Source organism: Latilactobacillus curvatus JCM 1096 = DSM 20019 (assembly GCF_004101845.1).
Classification (GTDB): domain Bacteria; phylum Bacillota; class Bacilli; order Lactobacillales; family Lactobacillaceae; genus Latilactobacillus; species Latilactobacillus curvatus.
Genome location: NZ_CP026116.1, coordinates 64329 through 86196 on the forward strand (window position 1 = coordinate 64329; position 21868 = coordinate 86196).

Below are 21868 nucleotides of genomic sequence, written 5' to 3' on the forward strand. Positions count from 1 at the left end.
CCTTTTCTTGCGTTATTGGTAGCGAATCTGGTGTAAATCCTGTGCGCTAATGGGGACTTCGTTGAATTGTTGAGGGCCAAGGTCGAATTGTAATTGGCCGTTGAGGCGTTCGGTTAATTGTTGTTGTAAATCACTAACTGCTGTAGTCGCTAACCAGACGGTCATTTGAATGTTAGTCGTATATTGGATGTCTTCGGCAGTGAGGTTTAATTGGCTAAGTAAATTTTGCACAGTGTCAAATTGAGCGTAGTCAATTGTAATCTGACAAGCGGTTTGTTCGATACCTTGGACAATACCGAGGTGTTCAAGTCCGGCCGAAGTGGCGTGACTGTATGCTCGAATAAGACCACCAGTACCAAGTTTGATGCCACCAAAATAGCGGGTGACAACGACACACAGATTAGTGAGCTGCATCTGGCGCAGTACTTCTAACATTGGCACGCCGGCTGTGCCACTTGGCTCGCCATCGTCACTTTGTTTTTGAATATTGGCCGTTAAACCTAATTGGTAGGCGAAACAATTATGATTGGCCTTCAGATTTGCTTTGCGAACTTGTGCGATGAACGCTTGTGCTGCGGTTTCGTCTGTGACACGCGCAACATGACAGATGAAGCGTGACTTTTTGATTTCGAGTTCAAATTCGCCGTCTTTTTGAACGGTAAAATAACTTTGCATACCGGACTCCTTGAAAAAATAAGCTGGATTTAACGGAACTAAGGGTGGAAGGTGAAATGATGGCAAAACAACTTGCTTATGGTCGTCAGTGGAGTGCCACCCAATTGAGTACCGTTATGAATAATTATAGTTTACCACAGATTAAACAGCGACTAGCGTTTCAAATAGTTAATCAGCGTCTGGTATGTCAACGGTGTGGACAAGTGGTGAAAGAGCAAGCTCGCTTACCTGATGGTCGGTATTATTGTGCTGCTTGCTTGACCTTTGGGCGGTTAGTGGAAGGGGATCAGTTGGTTTACGTGCCTGAATGCAATCTGTTTGAGTCGATCGTAGAACCGCTAACTTGGTCGGGGACACTAACCCCTTTTCAAGCACAAGCCGCAAAGCAGATTGTTGCGGTCATTACCAAGCAACAACGCCATGTCTTAACTGCAGTGACCGGTGCTGGTAAAACTGAGATGTTATTTCAAGGCATTGCGACGGCTTTAGCTAATGGGCAGCGTGTGTGTGTTGCTGCGCCGCGGGTGGCGGTTTGTTTAGAACTCTATCCGCGCTTGCAAGCAGCGTTTGCTAACACACCAATCATGCTGATGCATGGGGAACAGACTGCGCCTTACCGGTATACGCCGTTAGTTGTTTGTACAACCCATCAGTTATTTAAGTTTTATCAGGCATTTGACACTGTCATTGTCGATGAGGTTGATGCGTTCCCATTTGTCAATAATCCCCAGCTTGAGATGGCTGTTAAACAGGCGTGTAAGCCATGCTGTGCATTGATCTATCTGACGGCGACACCAACTGTAAAGTTGCGCCATGCGATTAATACAGGGGATTTAACGGGTAGTGAGCTACCAATTCGCTTTCATGGTCACTTATTACCTGAACCGCATTGCTATCCCTTGTTTACGTGGCGGCGTTCAGTTAAACGGCATCAGTTACCATCCGTGATGCGCAACTTACTCAGGAAGTGTCTTCAAGAACAACGCTTATTATTATTTGTGCCACAGGTAAGGGATTTAGAGGCGGTTCAGCAGAGCGTTGTTCGGGCATTGCCACACATTACAGTGAACACGGTACATGCTGGCGATCCTAATCAATTAGACAAGATAGCGGCCTTTAGAGCAGGATGCGGGGACGTGCTGATTACGACGACAGTTCTAGAACGAGGCGTAACGTTTAAAAATATTGCAGTGTTTGTTCTTGGTGCAGAACACGTGGTCTTCACTGAATCAGTGCTTGTACAGATTGCTGGCCGAGCCGGACGACAGCAAGAGCATGCTGCCAATCCGGTTTATTTTTTCTACGCGGATTACACGGTCGCTATTCAGCGTGCGTGTCAACAAATTAAACGACAAAATCGAAAAGGACGGCGATTACAATCCACTGTTTAATGTGTGCGGCAGTTATCCTTGAACAACCCTCCATTGCATTGATTTGTTCATTGCGACCAGTCTATCCGGCGATGATCTGTTCACGTTGCATGGCACAGTTTGAACGGATTGGGCCGCAGTGTTGTTCGGGATGTGGTCGGCAAATGACAACCCAGGGGGTGTGTCCGGATTGCCAGAGATGGCAGCAACTGTATCCAGGCGAACAATTTACTAATCGAGCGTTGTTAACATACAACGAACCAATGCAACAGTATTTTCAACGCTATAAGGGGCAGGGGGATTATCGATTACGTCACGTATTTCAACGGCTGATTCGAGAAAATTTTCCTGTGCAACGGCAAACGGCGTATATCCCAGTCCCGACTGATCCAACACATTTGCAAAGCCGCGGATTCAATCCGGTGGTTGGCTTATACGAGGACTGTTTTCCACTGACCCCATTGTTGCAGAAGCTACCAACTGAAAAAGGACAAGCACAAAAAAATCGTGCAGAGCGCTTAGCAACGCCGCAATTTTTTAAATGCGCGCAGAACGTGCTGTTGAGTTCCAAGGTGCAGCAGTTAATTTTGTTGGATGATATTTATACCACTGGGCGCACGTTATGGCATGCTCAGCAGTGTCTCCGCAAGCGATACCAAACGCTGCCAATTCACGCAATTACTTTAGTCCACTAGGACCATATTATTTGTGTGTTACGCGCAAATTATATATAATGAAGTCAGTAACAAAGCCTCGGGAAAGAATTGAGTTCCGAGCGACAAGTGCCCACAGGGGGTATTTGTGAAAGGGGAGAATTCATATGCTAAGTTTTAATGTTCGTGGTGAAAATATTGAGGTAACTGACGCAATTCGGAGTTATGTTGAAAAGAAAATCAGCAAACTCGAAAAATATTTCGATGATTCAGCGACCGCAACTGCACACGTTAATTTAAAAGTGTACTCCGATAAAACCGCTAAGGTGGAAGTCACCATTCCATTACCATACCTTGTATTAAGAGCAGAAGAAACATCGCCTGATATGTATGGTAGCGTCGACCTAGTTACTGATAAATTAGAAAGACAAATTCGTAAATTTAAAACAAAGATTAACCGTAAATCACGTGAACGCGGGATTAAGGGTATGGAATTAACGGTGCCAGAAGCAGAAGCATTACCAGAAGAATCAATGCAAGTCGTTCGAACAAAACGCGTTTCATTGAAACCAATGGATAGTGAAGAAGCAATCTTACAAATGAATATGCTAGGCCATGAGTTCTTCATCTTCGAAGATTCAGAAACAAACGGTACAAGCATTGTTTATAAACGTCAAGATGGTCGTTACGGTTTGATTGAAACTGATGAATAAGTGAACGTTAAGTTAGGGCTGGGACAACGATGAGTTGCGCTCAGCCCTTTTTTTGTAGCCATATAGATAATGGGGTTAAATTTTTACTGAATTGGCTGGATTGTTTACTGTGACAGGGTTTTATTTGATTGTAATAAATGGTAAAATGAATTGTTAGTAATCATATTGACTATATAAGAAATCGCTATTTAAGAACTCAAACGTATTTCTAGAGGAGAATTGACGCACATGGCAAACTTTCTAAAAACATGGGTAGAAAGCGATAAACGTGAAGTAGCGCGAATGGGCAAAATTGCCGATCAAGTTCAAAGCTATGAAGATGAATATAGTAATTTATCTGATGAAGCGTTGCAAGCTAAGACCCCAGAATTCAAAACAAGATTAGCAAATGGTGAAACATTAGACGATATTTTACCAGAAGCTTTTGCGGTTGCGCGTGAAGGTGCTAAACGTGTTTTAGGGTTATTCCCGTTCCGTGTACAAATTATTGGTGGGATTACGCTACACGAAGGTAACATCGCTGAAATGAAAACTGGTGAAGGGAAAACCTTAACGGCTACCATGCCTGTTTATTTAAATGCATTGGCTGGTAAAGGCGTTCACGTTGTTACCGTCAACGAATACCTTTCAAGTCGTGATGCAACGGAAATGGGTGAATTATATAACTGGCTCGGTCTTTCTGTTGGGTTAAACTTAAATGCTAAGACACCAGAAGAAAAACGCGACGCATACAACTCAGATATCACTTATTCAACGAATAGTGAACTTGGGTTTGATTACTTGCGCGATAACATGGTGGTTTACAAAGAAGAAATGGTTCAACGACCATTGAACTTTGCCATTGTCGATGAAGTGGATTCAATTTTAATTGATGAAGCGCGGACACCATTGATTATTTCTGGTCAAGCTGAAAAGTCAACAGCACTTTATATCCGTGCTGATCGTTTTGTTAAAACTTTAAAAGAAGAAACTGACTATAAGATTGATTGGCCAACAAAGACCATCAGTCTAACAGAATCAGGGATTGAAAAAGCTGAGGCTAACTTCGGCTTGGACAATTTATATGACACTGAAAATACAGCCTTGACGCATCATTTGGACGAATCATTACGGGCCAACTATATCATGTTAAAAGACATTGATTATGTGGTTCAAGAAGGCGAAGTCCTAATTGTTGACCAATTTACAGGTCGTGTGATGGATGGTCGTCGTTATTCAGATGGATTACATCAAGCGATTGAAGCCAAAGAAGGCGTTGAAATCCAAGATGAAACCAAAACAATGGCGAATATCACATACCAAAATTATTTTAGAATGTACAACAAGTTATCAGGGATGACTGGGACGGCGAAGACCGAAGAAGAAGAATTCCGCGAAATTTACAACATGGAAGTTATCTCAATTCCAACTAACCGCCCAATTGCCCGAATCGATAAACCAGATGTGCTTTATCCAACTTTGGAAAGTAAATTTAAGGCGGTTATTGAAGATATCAAGGAACGTTATACTAAGGGCCAACCAGTATTGGTTGGGACCGTTGCGGTTGAATCTTCAGAATTACTATCGCGATTACTAGATGAAAATAACGTGCCACACGCTGTTTTGAATGCTAAGAATCACTTTAAAGAAGCTGAAATTATCATGAATGCTGGTCAACGTGGTGCGGTCACTATCGCTACTAATATGGCTGGTCGTGGGACTGATATTAAATTAGGACCTGGTGTGACGGATTTAGGCGGTTTGGCTGTTATTGGGACTGAACGTCATGAATCACGCCGGATTGATAACCAACTTCGAGGCCGTGCTGGTCGTCAAGGGGATCCTGGTGTCACACAATTCTACATGTCATTGGAAGATGACTTGATGAAACGTTTCGGTTCAGAACGGATTAAAGCCTTCCTAGACCGGATGAAGATTTCAGATGACGATGCGGTGATCCAAAGTAAGATGATTACGCGTCAAGTTGAAGCCGCACAAAAACGGGTTGAAGGGAATAACTACGATACACGTAAACAAACCCTTCAATACGATGATGTGATGCGTGAACAACGTGAAGTCATCTATAAACAACGGATGCAGGTCATCATGGCGGAAGATAATTTGAAAGAAGTTATCATGCCAATGATTTCAAGAACCGTTAAACGGATTGTGCAATTGCATACACAAGGTGAAATGGGGAGCTGGGAATTAGAAGCAATCCACGCATTTGCCACAACTTCAATGGTCAGTGAAGAAGAATTACCAATTGAAAAATTACAAGGTAAGACTGCTGAAGAAATCGAATCATTATTGATGACCTTTGCAGAAAAGAATTACGCAACAAAACAAAAACAATTAGCAGATGCAGATCAAATGCTCGAATTCGAAAAAGTCGTTATCCTCCGTGTGGTAGATGAACGCTGGACCGATCATATCGATGCAATGGATCAATTACGCAACTCAATCGGATTACGGGGCTACGGTCAAATGAATCCATTGGTTGAATATCAAGAAGAAGGTTACCGGATGTTTGAAGAAATGATCAGCGACATCGATTACGATACAACCCGGCTCTTCATGAAGGCGGAAATCCGTCAAAATATTCGACGCTAACGCGTAGAAAATGGCTGAGGTAGTTAACTTAGCCATTTTTTAATGGGAAAAAATAGTGGAGGGACTAAAATATGGAATTAAGTGAAGCAAAACATCTTTTAGAAGCAATTGAAGCTAAAATAACGCAATTTAGGGGGTCACTTTGACTTAGATGGCCTGCAAGAAAGCATCGCGCAAAATGAAGCGCAAATGGCGGATCCCGATTTCTGGTCGGATCAAAAAGCAGCCCAACAGTTAATTGATCAAAATAACGCCATAAAGGAAAAATACGACTCTTTTATGCAACTTCAAGCGCAATCAGAAGAGCTACAAGTGACATTAGAGCTATTACAAGAAGAACCCGATGCTGAACTCCAGACGAGTTTTGAAGCTGATTTGACGGCTGTTCAAGCTCAGATGCAACAATATGAACTCGGACAATTACTATCGGGCGACTACGATAGCAATAACGCGATTGTTGAATTGCATCCTGGTGCTGGTGGTACGGAATCTCAGGATTGGGGTTCAATGCTTTTGCGGATGTACTTACGCTGGGCAGATGCACACGGCTTTACCGTTGAAACAGAAGATTACCAGGCCGGTGAAGAAGCTGGGATTAAGAGTGTGACCTTGATGATTAAAGGGCACAACGCGTATGGCATGTTACGTTCTGAAAAAGGGGTCCATCGGCTTGTACGAATTTCACCGTTTGATTCAGCTGGGCGCCGCCACACCTCGTTTTGTTCAGTCGATGTGATGCCGGAATTGGATGATTCGATTGATATCGAAGTCCGCACCGAAGACTTACGAATTGACGTCTTCCGTTCAAGCGGGGCTGGTGGGCAACATATCAATAAAACATCATCAGCCGTGCGGTTAACGCATTTACCAACTGGGATTGTTGTTTCATCACAGGCGCAACGGTCGCAATTGCAAAACCGCGAAACTGCGATGAATATGTTGAAGGCTAAATTGTATCAAAAAGAACAAGAAGAACAGGCGAAAAAAGCGGCTGCTATTAAGGGCGAACAGCTTGAAATTGGCTGGGGCTCACAGATTCGCTCATACGTATTCCATCCGTACACGATGGTTAAAGACCACCGGACCGACTACGAAACCGGAAACGGGCAAGCAGTCATGGATGGCGATTTGGATCCATTTATGTATGCCTATCTGCAATGGCAGTTGAGTCAGAAGAATCCCGACTAGCTGCAAAGAAATTGAAATATAAATGTAATCAAATTGTGATTATTTGAATAAATAGCATGCTATAATATAAAAGATTGCGGTTTTCATTGACAATAAATAATGATAACGACAAAAAAAGGAGTGTCCCCAATTGATTCGAATGACAAATGTGTCAAAAAAGTATCCAAATGGCGTGACAGCAATTAAGGATCTTTCGCTAACGATTGAACCCGGCGAATTTGCTTATATTGTTGGTCCCAGTGGTGCTGGTAAATCAACATTCATTAAGATGTTGTACCATCAATTAAAAGCAACGAGTGGTGAAATCGAAGTCGCTGGTTTTGATTTAATCGGTATGAAGGATCACGATGTCCCATACTTACGCCGTAAGATGGGTGTTGTTTTCCAAGATTTCAAGTTATTACCACGTTTAACGGTGTTTGAAAACGTGGCATACGCCATGGAAGTGATCGAGGCAGAACCTCAAGCAATCAAAGATCGTGTATTAGAAGTGCTCGAACTAGTTGGCTTGAAGGGTGAAATTCGTCGCTTTCCAAATGAACTTTCTGGTGGGGAACAACAACGGGTCGCGGTTGCACGTGCGATTGTGAACCGGCCAGATGTGTTGATTGCCGATGAACCAACGGGGAATCTAGATCCTGAAACGTCAGATGGTATTATGGATATTTTAGAAGCAATTAATGAACGTGGGACGATTGTCTTAATGGCAACCCATAACAAACAAATGGTGAACGAACGGACCCATCGTGTCTTAGCGATTGAAGACGGTCGCTTAGTTCGTGATGAAAAAGAAGGTGACTACGGCTATGAAGATTAGAACATTGAAGCGTCATCTCAACGATAGTTTTAAGAGTTTAAAACGAAATGGCTGGATGTCAATCGCAGCTGTTAGTGCAGTTACCGTAACGTTGTTATTAGTCGGGATTTTCTTTGCGATGATCTTCAACTTTAACAAGATTTCACAAGATATTGAAAATGATGTGCACGTGCGGGTTATGATTGAACGGGGCACAACAAGTAAACAAAAAGATCAGCTACAAAAGAAACTTGAAAAAATGGCGTCTGTTAAAGAAGTGACGTATTCAAGTCGTAAAAAGGAATTAAACAAGGTTGTCGGCAGTTACGGTCAATCATTTAAGATGTTTACCGGAGACGATAATCCGTTGTACGATGTTTACACAGTAAGTACGACAAAACCAAGTCAAACGATTAAAGTCGCTAAACAAGCGAAAAAATTGAAATACGTTTATGATGCCACTTATGGTGGGAACAACGCTAAGAAGTTGTTCAAGGTAATGAGTAGCGTCCGTAAATGGGGCGTTGGTTTTACTTTATTATTGCTCTTTGTGGCAGTGTTCTTGATTTCCAATACAATTCGGATTACGATTTTATCGCGGCGCGACGAAATCGGAATTATGCGTTTAGTTGGGGCAACTAACTCGTATATTCGCTGGCCATTCCTTTTTGAAGGGGCTTGGGTTGGATTACTTGGGGTAATTATTCCCATTATTGTAATCGACTTAGGTTATGGTTGGGTTTACCGTCATATGGCACTCAGCATGGCTTCAGCCGGTTATTCAATGTTGAAACCAGGAATTTTCTTATTCCAACTTGATTTAACAATGGCTGTGATTGGGATTGTGATTGGAGCATTAGGTTCTGTCATCTCAATGCGTCGTTTCCTTAAAATTTAAACTAAATTAGTGAAAGAGTGGCGAACATTAAATTGTTCGTCACTCTTTTTTTTTGAACCCTAGGCAGTTAAGGGGGCAAAATGCTATACTGATTGGGATAACTGCGAAATTCGGCAGCTGGAAATCGAGCGTGTGTCGTTGGAAACACGCACGGTATTTAAATATAGACGCTGGGGGTTTGTTGAATTGACGATGATCATTGATATTTTGCGACCATTACTAACGGCACCACTTTTATGGTTAGCGATTGTGTATGCTGGCTGGTTAGCGCATAGACGAATTAGCTTGGAACGGAAGACCTTTAGAATTGCGATTAATCCACGATGGATAGAAGTGGGCCATTTTGTGGGCCATGGGCTACTCGCAGGGCTAGCCTTAAGTTGCTGTACCTTAGTGTTAGGGGCGATGGTTAATATGCAATGGTGGCTGGTCTATCAACTAATCGCTATTTTGAGTTTGCTAGTGGCTGCTAGATGGCAAAACGTATCGGCAACCTTTTTAATCAGTGCTTTGGTCTACGCTGGTGCAACATTCATATGGCCCCAATATCAGATGGAAGGTCAAGCAAGTCTTTTGGCTGAATTATTGGTGATTATTGGGTTAGTGACCGTCATCAATAGTGTTTTACAACGTTGGGATGCCGAGGCAACTGTGACACCGCGTGTGATGACTAGCAAGCGAGGGCGGTTGACGGCCTTCTTTATGAGTCGACAAATTTATATTGCGCCGGTCTTTTTCTTAGTGCCAGGGGCAATTGATATGCCAAGTTTGGGTTTTTGGCCGGTCTTAAATATCGGGCATCAATCATATAGCTTGGTAATCTTGCCATTGTTATTGGGATTTAGTTTGAAAGCAGTCAAAGGCTTAATGAAATCAGTTGTTACTAAAAATGCCAATAGCTATTTGATCTTTGGCTTGTTGTTAGTTGGGTTTGGGTTAATTGCCGTTGCATTTCCGAACTGGATTATTGGCATGTTAACAGTTGCGCTAGTACTAAGCTGTGCATTACAATGGCGGTTGAGTAGACGCAGTGCCCATGAACGGCAGTTGCACTTTACGAAACCCTACGATGGCGTCTTTATCTTAGGGATTTTACGCGAAACGCCGGCTGCTAAAATGGGGTTGGTCGTTGGCGATACAATTGTTGAATGTAATGGCGAGGCTGTCTCAAATAACGATAATTTTTATCGGGCGATTCAAAGTCAGCCAACGTATTGCCATTTAAAGGTTCAAGATTTAAACGGTGAGTTCCGGATGGCTGAAGGCGCAATTTTTGCTGATGCACCACATGAGTTAGGCGTTGTATTATTCCCAGAGAATTAAGTAAATAAAGGGTGGCATGAATGAAGACAATTTTAGTGGTAGACGATGAACCAGCAATCTTGACATTATTACGCTATAACCTGGAACAAGAACATTTTAAAGTGATGACGGCAACTGACGGTGCACAAGCGCTGACGATGGCTTTACAGCAGTCGTTTGATTTTATTATTTTAGATTTAATGTTGCCTAAGCTAGACGGAATTACCGTTACCAAGAAGATTCGGGAGGCAAAGTTAAAAACGCCGATTATGATTCTAACGGCTAAGGATAGCGAAACCGATAAAATTGTCGGCCTCGAAGTGGGGGCAGACGACTATGTCACTAAACCATTTAGTCCACGCGAAATTATCGCGCGGATTCGGGCAATTGAACGGCGGACGGCACAGCCTGTAGCAGTCGTTGAAACGCACCCTAGTGATATTTTACAAGTAGGGGACTTAATGGTCGATGAAGGCGAAGTTGTGGCTAAAAAGGGCACTCAGAAGCTCCATTTAACGCCTAAGGAGTTCGAACTCCTTGTTTACTTTATGCATCGGATTAACAAGGTTCAAAGCCGTGAGAAACTCTTAAATGCGGTGTGGGGCTTTGATTATCCAGCCGAAACGCGAATGGTTGATATTCAAGTCAGTCATTTACGGGAAAAAATCGAAACAGATCCGCGTCATCCAGTTTACTTAAAAACGGTGCGTGGTTTCGGTTATCAATTGGAGGACCCCAACCATGACCAAACATGATCAATTTAGATTTTATCAGCTAGCCACTATTTTAGTGGCTGTTTACATAGGTTTTATTGTGCTTGTCAATTTGGTGATTGCCCAACAACAAGACGCGATGTTAAAGGAACGGGGCGCCGACTATGCGCTAATCATCAAACAACCACAGTTTGATCGGCAAAAGTGGTTACGCCAAAACAGCTTACAAGTTTTGACGCCAAAATCGCCGAATAAAACAAAGTTGCAAAAAGCAGTGACGGATATTGTCAATCGGAATCATTCTGCCGCCAATTTTAGTACGCGGCAAACAGTTAATAAGCAACCGTATTTGTTTTACGCACACCAAGCAGATCGGCCCAACTTTGTCTTAGTAGTGCCTCAGCAACAGTTCTGGCATACGTGGCCGAAGATTGCTTTATCGGTCACGATTGTCTATTTAATCGGTAGCTGGATTTTTCTATACCGTTTCTGGCGGCAACGCCGTCATTTCTTTGACCACTTGAAAATTTTAGTCGCTAATATTCATCATATTCGGCATGAAGAAGTGCCCGAACCGATTATTTTTCAAAAAGATGCGTCATTATATATCCTCGCGCAAGAAATTAATAAATTAAATGGTGATATGCGGCATATGCGGCAGAAGATTGCCATGCAACAGGGCAGTTTTGACCGCCTAATTGACCATTTACCGGTCGGCGTCATGGTGATTAACGAAAATCGTGAAGTCGTTTTGCACAATGAAGCAATGGATCGGTTATTGGAGACGACGATTGTTACTGAGAAACACCCCTATATTGATGATATCAAGACGTATGAATTAACACGGATGATTGAGCACACTTTTAGGTACCGAAAGAGTCATCACCAAGAAATTCAGTTGATTCAAAATCAAGAACGGTTTGTGGATGCGAATGTTGTCCAACTCAATACGGTTAAATCGAAATTCCAAGCATTAGTCATTTTATATGATTTAACCGATGTCCGGCGCGTTGAGCAGATGCAGTTGGATTTTGTCAGCAATGTGAGTCATGAATTGAAGACGCCGGTGACGGCTATTACAGGCTTTGCTGAGACGTTGTTAGCTGGTGCGGCGGAAGATCCTGCCACGCAAAAGCAATTCTTACAAATCATCTATGACGAAAGTACGCGATTAACTGCGCTGATTCAAGATATTTTGGCGCTTTCGCATCTAGATCGTAAGGACCAATCGCAAGAGCAACTTGTGAATGTACGTGAATTGGTGCAGGCTAATCTCGAACTGATGCAACAAAAGGCACAACAAAAGCAGTTACACGTCTCCGTTGATATTCCAACGGATTTAGCGATTAGAATTCAGAAAATGAAGTTTAATCAAATCTTGAAAAACCTAATCGCTAACGCCATCACGTATAATAAACAAAACGGCTCGTTGGTGATTGCCGTGCAACTTGAAAAAGATCAAATTGTTATCCGCGTTGTCGATACCGGTTTGGGCATTCCAAGTGACCTACAAGAAAGAATTTTTGAACGATTCTATCGGGTTGATCAAGCGCGCGCGACCCATAAGAGCGGGACCGGCCTTGGACTAGCAATTGCTAGCGAGATTACCGCCAGTTTAGAGGGGCAGTTGACCGTAGAGAGTCAATTAGGTGTCGGTAGTGAATTCATTTTGAAGCTACCAAACGCTTGATTTACACAAAATTTACATTTGATAGGCTTAGTTTTTACAAACCTTTTTTATAATGGAACTTACGAGGTTTAAATGGAATTCGTGGAGGATTAACATGCGCAAACGTAATGTTATTGGCTTATTAGTCACATTCAGTTTATTACTATTGGCTGGTTGCCAGTCTAAACAAAATGGTCAGTCCGTAACGGCGGTCGGCTCATCAGCCCTTCAGCCGCTGATTGAAGCGTTAGCTGAACAATACAGTACTGATCACAGCGGTCAGTTCATTAACGTCCAGGGGGGCGGTTCTGGGACTGGCTTGAGTCAGATTCAATCTGGCGCTGTACAGATGGGGAATTCTGATTTATTTGCTGAAGAAAAGGCTGGCATTAAAGCGGACAAGCTGGTCGATCATCGCGTGGCTGTTGTCGGCATTACCCCAGTCATTAATAAGCAATTAGGGATTAAAAACTTAACATTGACGCAACTCGCGAAGATTTTTAGTGGCGAAATTGATAACTGGCAAGACGTTGGTGGACCAGATCAGCCGGTTGTTTTAGTAAACCGAGCCCAAGGTAGTGGGACGCGGACGACGTTTGAACAATGGGTGATGAAGTCGCGCAAGACTAAACCCGCTCAAGAACAAGATTCAACGGGGATGGTGCGATCAATTGTAGCGAACACGCCAGGGGCCATCAGTTATCTTGCTTTTTCATACGTAGATGATTCGATTGCAATGGTTAAATTAAACGGCATTGCACCAACCGATGAAAACGTGATGACTAATGCATGGCCAATCTGGTCATATGAACATGTTTACACCAAGGGGCAACCAACTGGGTTAACAAAACGTTTCTTGGCGTATGTCTTATCAGATGAGGTTCAACATAAACAAGTCGGCAAGATGGGCTATATTCCAGTTGCTAAGATGACGGTTGAACGGTCGGTTGATGGCACAATTACAAAGGTTAAGTAGGGGGCCAATTATGGATCCAATTAAAGCAAGTTTACTTAAGAAATCACGCGCAGCCAAAAGTGAAACACGGGGCAAATTAATCAGTTTATTCTGTATTAGTTTAATCGTGTTCATCGTGCTCGCCATTTTCTACTTCGTCGCTTCAAAAGGGTTAGCGACCTTCTTTAAAGATAAAATCAATCTAGGCCGCTTTTTAACGCAGTCTAATTGGAATCCAAGTTTGAAAGATAGTCATGGTCGACCAGAAGTGGGCGCCTTACCAATGATTATGGGGTCATTTGGAGTGACTTTCTTAGCGGCTTTATTAGCAACACCGTTTGCAATTGGCGCTGGGATTTTTATGACTGAAATCTCACCTAAGCGGGGTGAAAAATTATTGCAACCAGTGATGGAATTGCTTGTTGGGATTCCATCAGTTGTTTACGGGTTTATCGGATTATCCGTGATTGTACCAGCTGTCCGTCATTTGTTTGGTGGCAGTGGCTTTGGGATTCTTGCCGGGACTTGTGTTTTGTTCGTCATGATTCTACCAACTGTGACATCGATGACAGTCGATGCACTCAAGAGTGTGCCACGGCATTATCGCGAAGCCTCACTCGCTTTAGGTGCAACGCGTTGGCAAACAACATGGAAAGTCGTTTTAAAAGCAGCCACACCAGGGATTTTAACCGGGGTTGTTTTCGGGATGGCCCGGGCGTTTGGTGAAGCATTGGCCGTCCAAATGGTCATCGGGAACGCTGCGTTATTACCACATAACTTAATTACCCCAGCCTCAACGTTAACGAGTGTGTTAACGATGGGCATTGGGAATACGGTCATGGGTTCATTAGCCAATAATGCACTTTGGTCATTGGCGTTACTCTTATTATTGATGTCACTACTATTTAACTTATTAGTTCGTTTAATTGGTCGGAAGGGAGCAATGGGTCGCTAATGGATGCAAAAAAATGGGATAAAGTTGCCACCGGTGTGCTAACCCTCATCGCTGGTTTGATCGTATTATTATTAGCAAGTTTGCTCGGCTATATCTTGGTGCGCGGATTACCACACGTGACGTGGCAGTTTTTAACGAAACCTGCGCAAACCTTTACTAAAGGTGGCGGGATTGGCGTCCAACTGTTTAATTCATTCTATCTATTAATTTTGGCGATGGTGATTTCAGTACCGTTATCAATTGGTGCCGGCATCTATCTCGCAGAATATGCGCCGAAGAACTGGGTGACGAATGTTGTTCGGACCGCGATTGAAGTGTTAAGTTCCTTACCATCCGTCGTGGTCGGGTTATTCGGTTTCTTGGTCTTTGTTATCCAGTTTAAGCTAGGCTTTTCAATCTTAGCGGGTGCTTTAGCCTTGACCGTTTTCAATTTACCGTTGTTAACGCGGAATGTGGAAGATGCTTTAAAATCAATTCACTTCACACAACGTGAAGCAGGTCTTGCACTTGGTTTATCGCGTTATGAAACGGTCAAGCATGTCGTGATTCCAGAAGCGTTACCCAACATTATTACCGGGATGATTTTAGGCGCTGGCCGGGTCTTTGGTGAAGCGGCTGCCTTGATTTATACAGCTGGACAAAGTGCCCCATCACTTGATTTTACCAACTGGAACCCAATGTACATCGCGAGTCCGTTGAATCCATTGCGACCTGCGGAAACATTAGCGGTGCACATTTGGAAGATTAACTCGGAAGGGATTATGCCGGATGCGACTGCGGTTTCTGCTGGCGCATCTGCCGTCTTAATCATCGCCGTTTTACTATTTAACTGGTTAGCACGGGTCATCGGCAAGCGTGTCTACCGTAAAATGACAGCAGCATAGGAGAAAATAATGGCAGATTACGATTTAACAAAAACGCACATCAAACATTTAGATGAACCAAAACATGAAATTGCCTTATCAACTGAAGATTTAAACGTCTATTACGGCGACAAACGCGCGATGCACGATGCATCATTGCAATTTGAACGCTATCGAATTACCGCGTTAATCGGCGCTTCTGGTTCAGGAAAGTCAACCTATCTTCGGAGTTTAAACCGGATGAATGACAATATTGCTAATACACGTGTGACCGGTAAGATTATGTACCGGGGCTTGAACATCAATAGCGATGACGTTGATGTGTATAAGATGCGGGAACATATCGGCATGGTGTTCCAACGGCCTAATCCATTTGCCAAATCAATCTATGACAACATCACTTTTGCCTTGAAACAACATGGACAAAAAGACAAAAAGTATCTGGATGAAGTGGTTGAAACGTCACTAAAACAAGCTGCTTTGTGGGATCAAGTCAAAGATTCATTAGGAAAGAGCGCATTGGCACTATCTGGTGGGCAACAACAACGGTTATGTATTGCCCGGGCAATTGCGATGAAACCCGATATTTTATTATTGGACGAACCGGCTTCAGCTCTTGATCCAATTTCAACGAACACGGTTGAAGAAACATTGATTCGCTTAAAAGAAGAATTTACAATCATCATTGTGACGCATAACATGCAACAAGCAGCACGAATCAGTGATTACACGGCCTTTTTCCATTCAGGGCACGCACTTGAATTCGACGAAACACGTAAAATGTTTACCCGGCCGAAGATTAAAGCGGCCGAAGATTATGTTTCTGGTCACTTTGGCTAGGACGCAAGGAGGTTTGCCCCGTGGCAAATAAGATTATTGAATCCTCAGATGTGCATCTATTCTATGGTAAGAATGAGGCCTTAAAAGGGATTAATATGGATTTTGTTGAAAATGAAATTACGGCGCTCATCGGGCCATCTGGTTGTGGGAAATCAACCTACTTGCGCTGCTTGAATCGAATGAATGATTTAATCGACTCGGCGAAGGTGACCGGTAAATTCTTATTGAATGGCCAAGATATTTATGCGCCTGAGATGGATACCGTTAAGTTACGGAAAGAAGTTGGCATGGTGTTCCAACAACCGAACCCATTCCCATTTTCAATCTATGACAATGTTGTTTACGGCTTACGTTTATCCGGTGTTAAAGATCATCGCGTCTTAGATGAAGCCGTTGAAAGTAGTTTGAAACAAGCGGCCGTTTGGGACGACGTCAAAGATAAGTTACACGAAAGTGCTTTATCACTTTCTGGTGGTCAACAACAGCGGGTTTGTATCGCTCGGGTGTTAGCTGTGAAACCGAAAGTGATCTTAATGGATGAACCGACTTCTGCGCTAGACCCTATTTCGAGTGCTAAAATTGAAAATATGTTGCTAGAATTGCGCCAACAGTATACCATTATAATGGTGACGCATAATATGCATCAGGCTTCTCGTATTTCGGATAAGACAGCATTCTTTTTACAAGGTGAATTGATTGAATACGCACCAACGAAGAAGATTTTCTTAAACCCAACCGAAAAAGAAACGGAAGATTACATCAGTGGCCGTTTTGGCTAAGAAAGAAGGGAAACCACAATGAGACGACTTTTTGAAGATGAGTTAAATGATTTACACGTTCGCTTCTCCGAAATGGGGATGATGGTCAACGAAGCCATCTATAAATCTGTTAAAGCCTTCATTAATCACGATAAGCAACTCGCACGCGAGGTGATTGCTGACGATCATAAGATTAATGAACGGGAAACGGATTTGGAACGTAAGAGTTTTGAGTTAATCGCACTTCAACAACCGGTCTCAACTGACCTTCGCGTGATTGTCACAATCATGAAGGCTAGTTCAGATTTAGAACGGATGGGTGACCACGCCGTTTCAATCGCAAAATCAACGATTCGGGTCAAGGGTAATACCCGTGTCCCTGATATCGAAAAAGATATTGCGGATATGGCAGACAAAGTTAAACAAATGGTTGAAGAGGTATTGGACGCTTACGTCAAAGAAGATCGTAAGAAGGCCATCAAAATTGCCGATGAAGATGTTGCAATCAATGCTTATTCAGACAATATTTATGACGACTGTATCAAAGAAATGCAACGTGATTCAGAAACCGTCGTTGGGAGCATGGACTACATGTTAGTTGCAAGCTACCTCGAACGGATTGGCGATTACGTGACAAACATCTGTGAATGGATTGTCTACCTCAGAACCGGTAAGGTAGTGGAATTAAACTCCAATGCACAAGAAGATGAATTCTAAACAATTCAATTAAAAATTTTAAAAAGCGATGACAAGGTCGACTTGCTCGTCGCTTTTTTAGTGGGAGAATCATAATGCAAAAACAAATATACTTAGCTGGCGGTTGGTTTACACCTAAACAGGCCTCATTAGTGGAACGCGCACACGCGGCTTTAAAACAAAACCCAACGATTGGTTATATTCATAGTCCACAGGAGCATCAATACAAGGGTGTGACAGAAGATCATGATCCAGAAGGCATGTTCGGGGGTTACGAATGGGCCAACCAAACGTATCAAAACGACATCACAGCAATGGATTTAGCAGACATGGCAGTTGTGTTATGGGATATGCAAGACGAAGATACGGGAACGGCGTTTGAAGTCGGCTACTTGAATGCCTGTCATAAACCAATCGTCTTTGTTTGTGAAGATGATTTACAAGCCAATCCCATCAACCTAATGTTGGCTAAAGGGATTACCCAATGTCTAACCAGTGTGGATGAATTAGCAACCTTTGATTTCCAATTTGTCGCCGGCGAACCTTACACAGGACAAATCGTTTAAGCAAAAAAGCGCAGGACAAAAATAATTTTGTCCTGCGCTTTTTTTGTTCTCACTCTTGATACCTAAATAAAAATCAACCTTTGGACCTATGACAATCGACTGTAAAATCGGCATAATAGAGTCATAGTCAAGTGAAACAGTACAACGAATGATCAATGGAGGTCAAAACAATGAATGAACGTCAACGAATTTTAGACTTAGTGAACCAAGGTATTTTAACTTCAGAAGAAGCATTAGTCTTATTAGAAAATTTAGCCAAAAATGACCAAGATGTAAAATCAAATCCAACTGAAACAGCAACGGAGCAAACTGAACAACCAACCGCTGATAAAAGCGCAATTGAAGAAAAGACACACGAATTAACCGTTAACCTTTCCGGCGTTAACCGGCAGTTGCAAGATTTGAAGCAAGCAATGCACGCTGATCAAGAACAAGTCACTGTCCTTGATACGATGGAAGATTTAGATAGTTTAAGCAGTGAAAAAGCAACCGAACGGCAAACACTCAAGGCTGGCTTATTACAAAAGCAAGCTGAAGTCGACGAGTTGGAAGCCAAACGCGAAGCACTGACGGATGAACTCAACCAAATCGAAAAAGAACGCCGCCAAATGACCAAAAATCAATGGTCAGAAAAATTAGGCTTATCAGATGACTGGAAAGAAAATGCCAGTGAAACATTTGAAGAATTGAGCGATAAGTTAGGCGAAGCTAGCACACACTTTGGTAAGTTCGTGAAGAATACTGCCAAAACAGTCATGGATAATGTGGATTGGAAAGAAGTAAACTTTAAGGTGCCTGGTTTGGCAACTGAAAAGTTCAGCCATGAATTCGTTTATTCTGACGTAACACCAGAAATGATTAACGTCAAAGTGGCTAACGGTAGTGTACATTTTCAAATCTGGGATCGTCCAGAAGTCAAAGTCGCAGCGCAAGTGAAGTTATATGGTAAAATGGCAGAAGCAACACCATTGGCTGCTTTTGAAGCGCGCAGTACAATTGATGTGACTGATGCCGACTTGGTCTTCCAAGTGCCGAATAAACGGATTCAAGCGGACTTAACGTTCTACTTACCAGCCAATAACTACTTACAAACGAATGTGAAGTTATTGAACGGGGATGTTGAATTAGATGGCTTTACCGGCCGGGATATTTACTTGAAGACGACTAACGGTGAATTAACGTTAATCAGCACCAATGCTGCAATGGTGGAAGCTGAAAACGTCAACGGTGGCATTACCTTTGATCAAGGCCGTTACGATGATTTACTCGCAACAACCGTCAACGGGAACCTATTGATTCAAGCGCAAGTTTTAAATGCGAGTGTTTCAACGGTCAACGGGGATATCAAGAACACTTTGACGACAACTGATTTACAACATCTAAAAGCAAAATCTGTGAATGGCACAATCAAGACAGCTTTACCACAAACTTTGGCAATGACTGTTGATGCCCGCACGCGTTTTGGGATGATTAAAAATCGGCTTGCAAACACCCAAACCATCGAACAACGGCAAAGTACGGGGAATCAAATGTTACAACTTGGCCGTAACGACAATGAACAGGCAGCTCGTTTAACATTAAGCACGACAACTGGTAATATTTTATTGAAAGACAACGATAACTAAAAAATTAAGGAATGGTGGGTTTTAACAATGGGGAAAAGACTTTATAAATCAAGAGATAACAAAATGATTTCTGGTGTAATGGGCGGGATTGCTGAGTATTTTAATATTGATGCGACATTAGTTCGAATTCTATATGTTGTATTCTCAATGTTTTCAGCAGCGTTCCCTGGGATTGTGGTCTACATCATCTTAGTGATGGTGATTCCAGAACGGCCACGTCAGAGTAAACATGATTCTGAAAGTGAATGGAGTGAGTTTTAATGCCTTTTTTAATGATTTTATTAGTCATTATCGCCATTATGGCGGCAGTTGGCGTGTTTAGTCTCGTGATTGGCTCGCTACTGTTATTATTAAAATTTGCGCTACCACTGATTGTGATTGGGTTAATTGTCAGCTTCATCTACCGGGCAATTGCTGGCCCAAGTAGACGTCCACGGCATGCAGACTGGTGCCATGACTACCAAGACTATTCTTATCAAGAAACAGCACATCAAGGTAGCCGTCAACGCAAGGAAGCCCGTGATGTCAAAGTAGACGATGATGACTGGAGTGATTTCTAATGCGGTATTGGACACGCGTAATTGTTGATACTTTGTTATTCATTGCGATTTCTGGCTTATTGCCCAATTTATTCTATGTTGAAAACATTTGGATCGCGTTAGTCGCCAGCATTGTGTTATCGATTTTAAACATCTTTATTAAACCATTGTTGAACTTACTCTCATTTCCAATTACGTTTTTAACATTCGGTTTGTTTAGTGTCGTGATTAACGGGATTATGTTAGAATTGACCGCTGTTTTCGTCGGCGCCCACTTTAGCTTTACAAGTTTTGGAGCAGCCGTGATCGTGGCTATCATTTTATCAATTGCCAATACGATTATTACAAATCAATTTGTGAGAGAGCGTTATTAAAAAGTTAGCGGGACTGACGTCAATTAAGATTGATATTGGTCCCGTTTTTTTTGTTTAGATAAGAAAACGCCTACATTAAAGTTGAAAAATCACCCTAAAAGCAATATGATAGAGGATATAAGTGAAAATGAAGGACGGGTAACTCATGGCTGATAGTGTTTCAATTCAAAAACTAGTCACCGATTTAAAATTACAAGTTTATGCCGGTGAAGCACATTTAAAAAATAAAGCAGTGACGGTGAGTGATATTTCCCGTCCAGGACTCGAATTAACGGGCTACTTTAATTACTACCCTTACGAGCGGGTGCAATTATTTGGACGGACGGAAGTTTCATTTACGCAAAATATGACACCAGAAGAACGGTTAATGATTATGCGTCGGATGGCTTCTGAAGATACGCCCTGTTTCTTGGTCTCGCGCCAATTAGAACCGCCAATGGAAATGCTTAAAGCAGCTGAAGAAGCGGGGATTCCCGTGTTGGGGTCGAATTTATCGACAACGCGTTTGTCGAGTTTAGTAACCGATTATTTGGAAGGGAAGCTAGCTGAACGGCGCTCAATGCATGGTGTGTTAGTCGATATTTACGGTTTAGGTGTTTTAATTACTGGCGATTCAGGTGTTGGGAAGAGCGAAACGGCATTGGAATTAGTCAAACGGGGTCATCGGTTGATTGCTGATGATCGGGTCGACGTTTATCAACAAGATGAACAAACCGTGGTCGGTGAAGCACCTGCAATTTTGCGTCACTTACTTGAAATTCGGGGCATCGGGATTATTGATGTGATGAACCTCTTTGGCGCTGGTGCGGTGCGGGCTGAAACGTCAATTTCGTTAATTGTCCACTTGCAAAATTGGTCACAGGATAAGAAATACGATCGCTTAGGTTCAGATACCGAAGAACAAATGATTTTCGACGTCCCTGTACCGAAGATTACCGTGCCCGTTAAAGTCGGGCGGAACTTGGCCATCATTATTGAAGTGGCGGCAATGAACTTCCGGGCTAAATCAATGGGCTATGATGCAACGAAGACCTTCGAAGCCAATCTAGGCAAGTTAATTGAAGCCAATTCAGATGAAGAAGAATAGTTAAAAGTCAGAAAAGTTCGTTAAATATGGTAGGTCTAATG

General features: G+C 42.6%; 23 protein-coding genes. 22 read left to right on the top strand and 1 reads right to left on the bottom strand.

Annotation, left to right across the window (positions count from 1 at the left end):
- Window positions 1-12: 12 nt before the first annotated feature.
- Window positions 13-675: a YigZ family protein gene (locus LCU_RS00450; RefSeq protein WP_004270231.1), complete on the bottom strand. Its 663-nt coding sequence runs from the start codon at window positions 673-675 to the stop codon at window positions 13-15.
- A gap of 56 nt (window positions 676-731) precedes the next feature.
- Between LCU_RS00450 and LCU_RS00455 the strand changes: the two genes are divergently transcribed.
- The 22 genes from LCU_RS00455 (at window position 732) to hprK (ending at window position 21827) form a co-directional block, all read left to right on the top strand.
- The gene (locus LCU_RS00455) at window positions 732-2066 is read left to right on the top strand and encodes an ATP-dependent helicase ComFA (protein WP_100069772.1); all 1335 of its coding nucleotides are present in this window, start codon (window positions 732-734) and stop codon (window positions 2064-2066) included.
- A 143-nt stretch (window positions 2067-2209) separates the two neighbouring features.
- On the top strand, window positions 2210-2740 hold the full coding sequence (locus tag LCU_RS00460) for a ComF family protein (RefSeq protein WP_148484979.1): 531 nt from the start codon (window positions 2210-2212) through the stop codon (window positions 2738-2740).
- A gap of 125 nt (window positions 2741-2865) precedes the next feature.
- Window positions 2866-3411, top strand: coding sequence for a ribosome hibernation-promoting factor, HPF/YfiA family (gene hpf / locus LCU_RS00465; RefSeq protein WP_004270226.1), 546 nt, complete (start codon window positions 2866-2868; stop codon window positions 3409-3411).
- A 228-nt stretch (window positions 3412-3639) separates the two neighbouring features.
- Window positions 3640-6003 carry a preprotein translocase subunit SecA gene (gene secA / locus LCU_RS00470; protein WP_004270228.1) on the top strand — a complete coding sequence of 788 codons (2364 nt, stop codon included), beginning with the start codon at window positions 3640-3642 and terminating at the stop codon, window positions 6001-6003.
- A 71-nt stretch (window positions 6004-6074) separates the two neighbouring features.
- A protein-coding gene (prfB, locus tag LCU_RS00475; RefSeq protein ID WP_099048118.1) for a peptide chain release factor 2 occupies window positions 6075-7191 on the top strand; the annotation gives its coding sequence in 2 pieces (ribosomal slippage) (window positions 6075-6146 and window positions 6148-7191; 1116 coding nt in all).
- A gap of 139 nt (window positions 7192-7330) precedes the next feature.
- The gene (gene ftsE, locus LCU_RS00480; protein ID WP_371857627.1) at window positions 7331-8008 is read left to right on the top strand and encodes a cell division ATP-binding protein FtsE; all 678 of its coding nucleotides are present in this window, start codon (window positions 7331-7333) and stop codon (window positions 8006-8008) included.
- On the top strand, window positions 7998-8885 hold the full coding sequence (gene ftsX / locus LCU_RS00485) for a permease-like cell division protein FtsX (RefSeq protein ID WP_056965959.1): 888 nt from the start codon (window positions 7998-8000) through the stop codon (window positions 8883-8885). The genes ftsE and ftsX overlap by 11 nt, the downstream gene beginning before the upstream one ends.
- Window positions 8886-9077: 192 nt before the next feature.
- Complete coding sequence (locus LCU_RS00490) at window positions 9078-10208, top strand: PDZ domain-containing protein (RefSeq protein WP_223315838.1); 1131 nt, start codon at window positions 9078-9080, stop codon at window positions 10206-10208.
- Window positions 10209-10228: 20 nt separating this feature from the next.
- Window positions 10229-10942 carry a response regulator transcription factor gene (locus LCU_RS00495; protein ID WP_004270257.1) on the top strand — a complete coding sequence of 238 codons (714 nt, stop codon included), beginning with the start codon at window positions 10229-10231 and terminating at the stop codon, window positions 10940-10942.
- Entirely contained in the window at window positions 10929-12590 is a 1662-nt protein-coding gene (gene pnpS / locus LCU_RS00500) for a two-component system histidine kinase PnpS (RefSeq protein ID WP_056965958.1), read from the top strand. Before LCU_RS00495 ends, pnpS begins: the two co-directional genes overlap by 14 nt.
- Window positions 12591-12684: 94 nt before the next feature.
- A complete protein-coding gene (locus tag LCU_RS00505; protein WP_054644132.1) occupies window positions 12685-13545 on the top strand; it encodes a phosphate ABC transporter substrate-binding protein PstS family protein in 861 nt (286 codons plus the stop codon).
- A gap of 10 nt (window positions 13546-13555) precedes the next feature.
- Window positions 13556-14479 carry a phosphate ABC transporter permease subunit PstC gene (gene pstC / locus LCU_RS00510; protein ID WP_004270247.1) on the top strand — a complete coding sequence of 308 codons (924 nt, stop codon included), beginning with the start codon at window positions 13556-13558 and terminating at the stop codon, window positions 14477-14479.
- Entirely contained in the window at window positions 14479-15363 is an 885-nt protein-coding gene (gene pstA / locus LCU_RS00515) for a phosphate ABC transporter permease PstA (protein WP_004270246.1), read from the top strand. Before pstC ends, pstA begins: the two co-directional genes overlap by 1 nt.
- Before the next feature lie 9 nt (window positions 15364-15372).
- Complete coding sequence (gene pstB / locus LCU_RS00520; protein ID WP_004270235.1) at window positions 15373-16182, top strand: phosphate ABC transporter ATP-binding protein PstB; 810 nt, start codon at window positions 15373-15375, stop codon at window positions 16180-16182.
- 20 nt (window positions 16183-16202) lie between these two features.
- Entirely contained in the window at window positions 16203-16961 is a 759-nt protein-coding gene (pstB, locus tag LCU_RS00525; protein ID WP_004270242.1) for a phosphate ABC transporter ATP-binding protein PstB, read from the top strand.
- A gap of 18 nt (window positions 16962-16979) precedes the next feature.
- A complete protein-coding gene (gene phoU, locus LCU_RS00530; protein WP_039099339.1) occupies window positions 16980-17657 on the top strand; it encodes a phosphate signaling complex protein PhoU in 678 nt (225 codons plus the stop codon).
- A gap of 74 nt (window positions 17658-17731) precedes the next feature.
- Entirely contained in the window at window positions 17732-18202 is a 471-nt protein-coding gene (locus LCU_RS00535; protein WP_004270223.1) for a nucleoside 2-deoxyribosyltransferase, read from the top strand.
- 170 nt (window positions 18203-18372) lie between these two features.
- Window positions 18373-19827 carry a daptomycin-sensing surface protein LiaX gene (liaX, locus tag LCU_RS00540; RefSeq protein ID WP_056966833.1) on the top strand — a complete coding sequence of 485 codons (1455 nt, stop codon included), beginning with the start codon at window positions 18373-18375 and terminating at the stop codon, window positions 19825-19827.
- A gap of 27 nt (window positions 19828-19854) precedes the next feature.
- Window positions 19855-20088 (top strand): PspC domain-containing protein, encoded by a 234-nt coding sequence (locus tag LCU_RS00545; protein WP_035186190.1) that lies wholly within the window; start codon window positions 19855-19857, stop codon window positions 20086-20088.
- The gene (locus LCU_RS00550; protein ID WP_056966835.1) at window positions 20088-20387 is read left to right on the top strand and encodes a hypothetical protein; all 300 of its coding nucleotides are present in this window, start codon (window positions 20088-20090) and stop codon (window positions 20385-20387) included. Before LCU_RS00545 ends, LCU_RS00550 begins: the two co-directional genes overlap by 1 nt.
- Window positions 20387-20740 (top strand): phage holin family protein, encoded by a 354-nt coding sequence (locus tag LCU_RS00555; RefSeq protein WP_056966836.1) that lies wholly within the window; start codon window positions 20387-20389, stop codon window positions 20738-20740. Before LCU_RS00550 ends, LCU_RS00555 begins: the two co-directional genes overlap by 1 nt.
- Window positions 20741-20885: 145 nt before the next feature.
- Window positions 20886-21827: an HPr(Ser) kinase/phosphatase gene (hprK, locus tag LCU_RS00560; RefSeq protein WP_004265923.1), complete on the top strand. Its 942-nt coding sequence runs from the start codon at window positions 20886-20888 to the stop codon at window positions 21825-21827.
- Window positions 21828-21868: the final 41 nt, after the last annotated feature.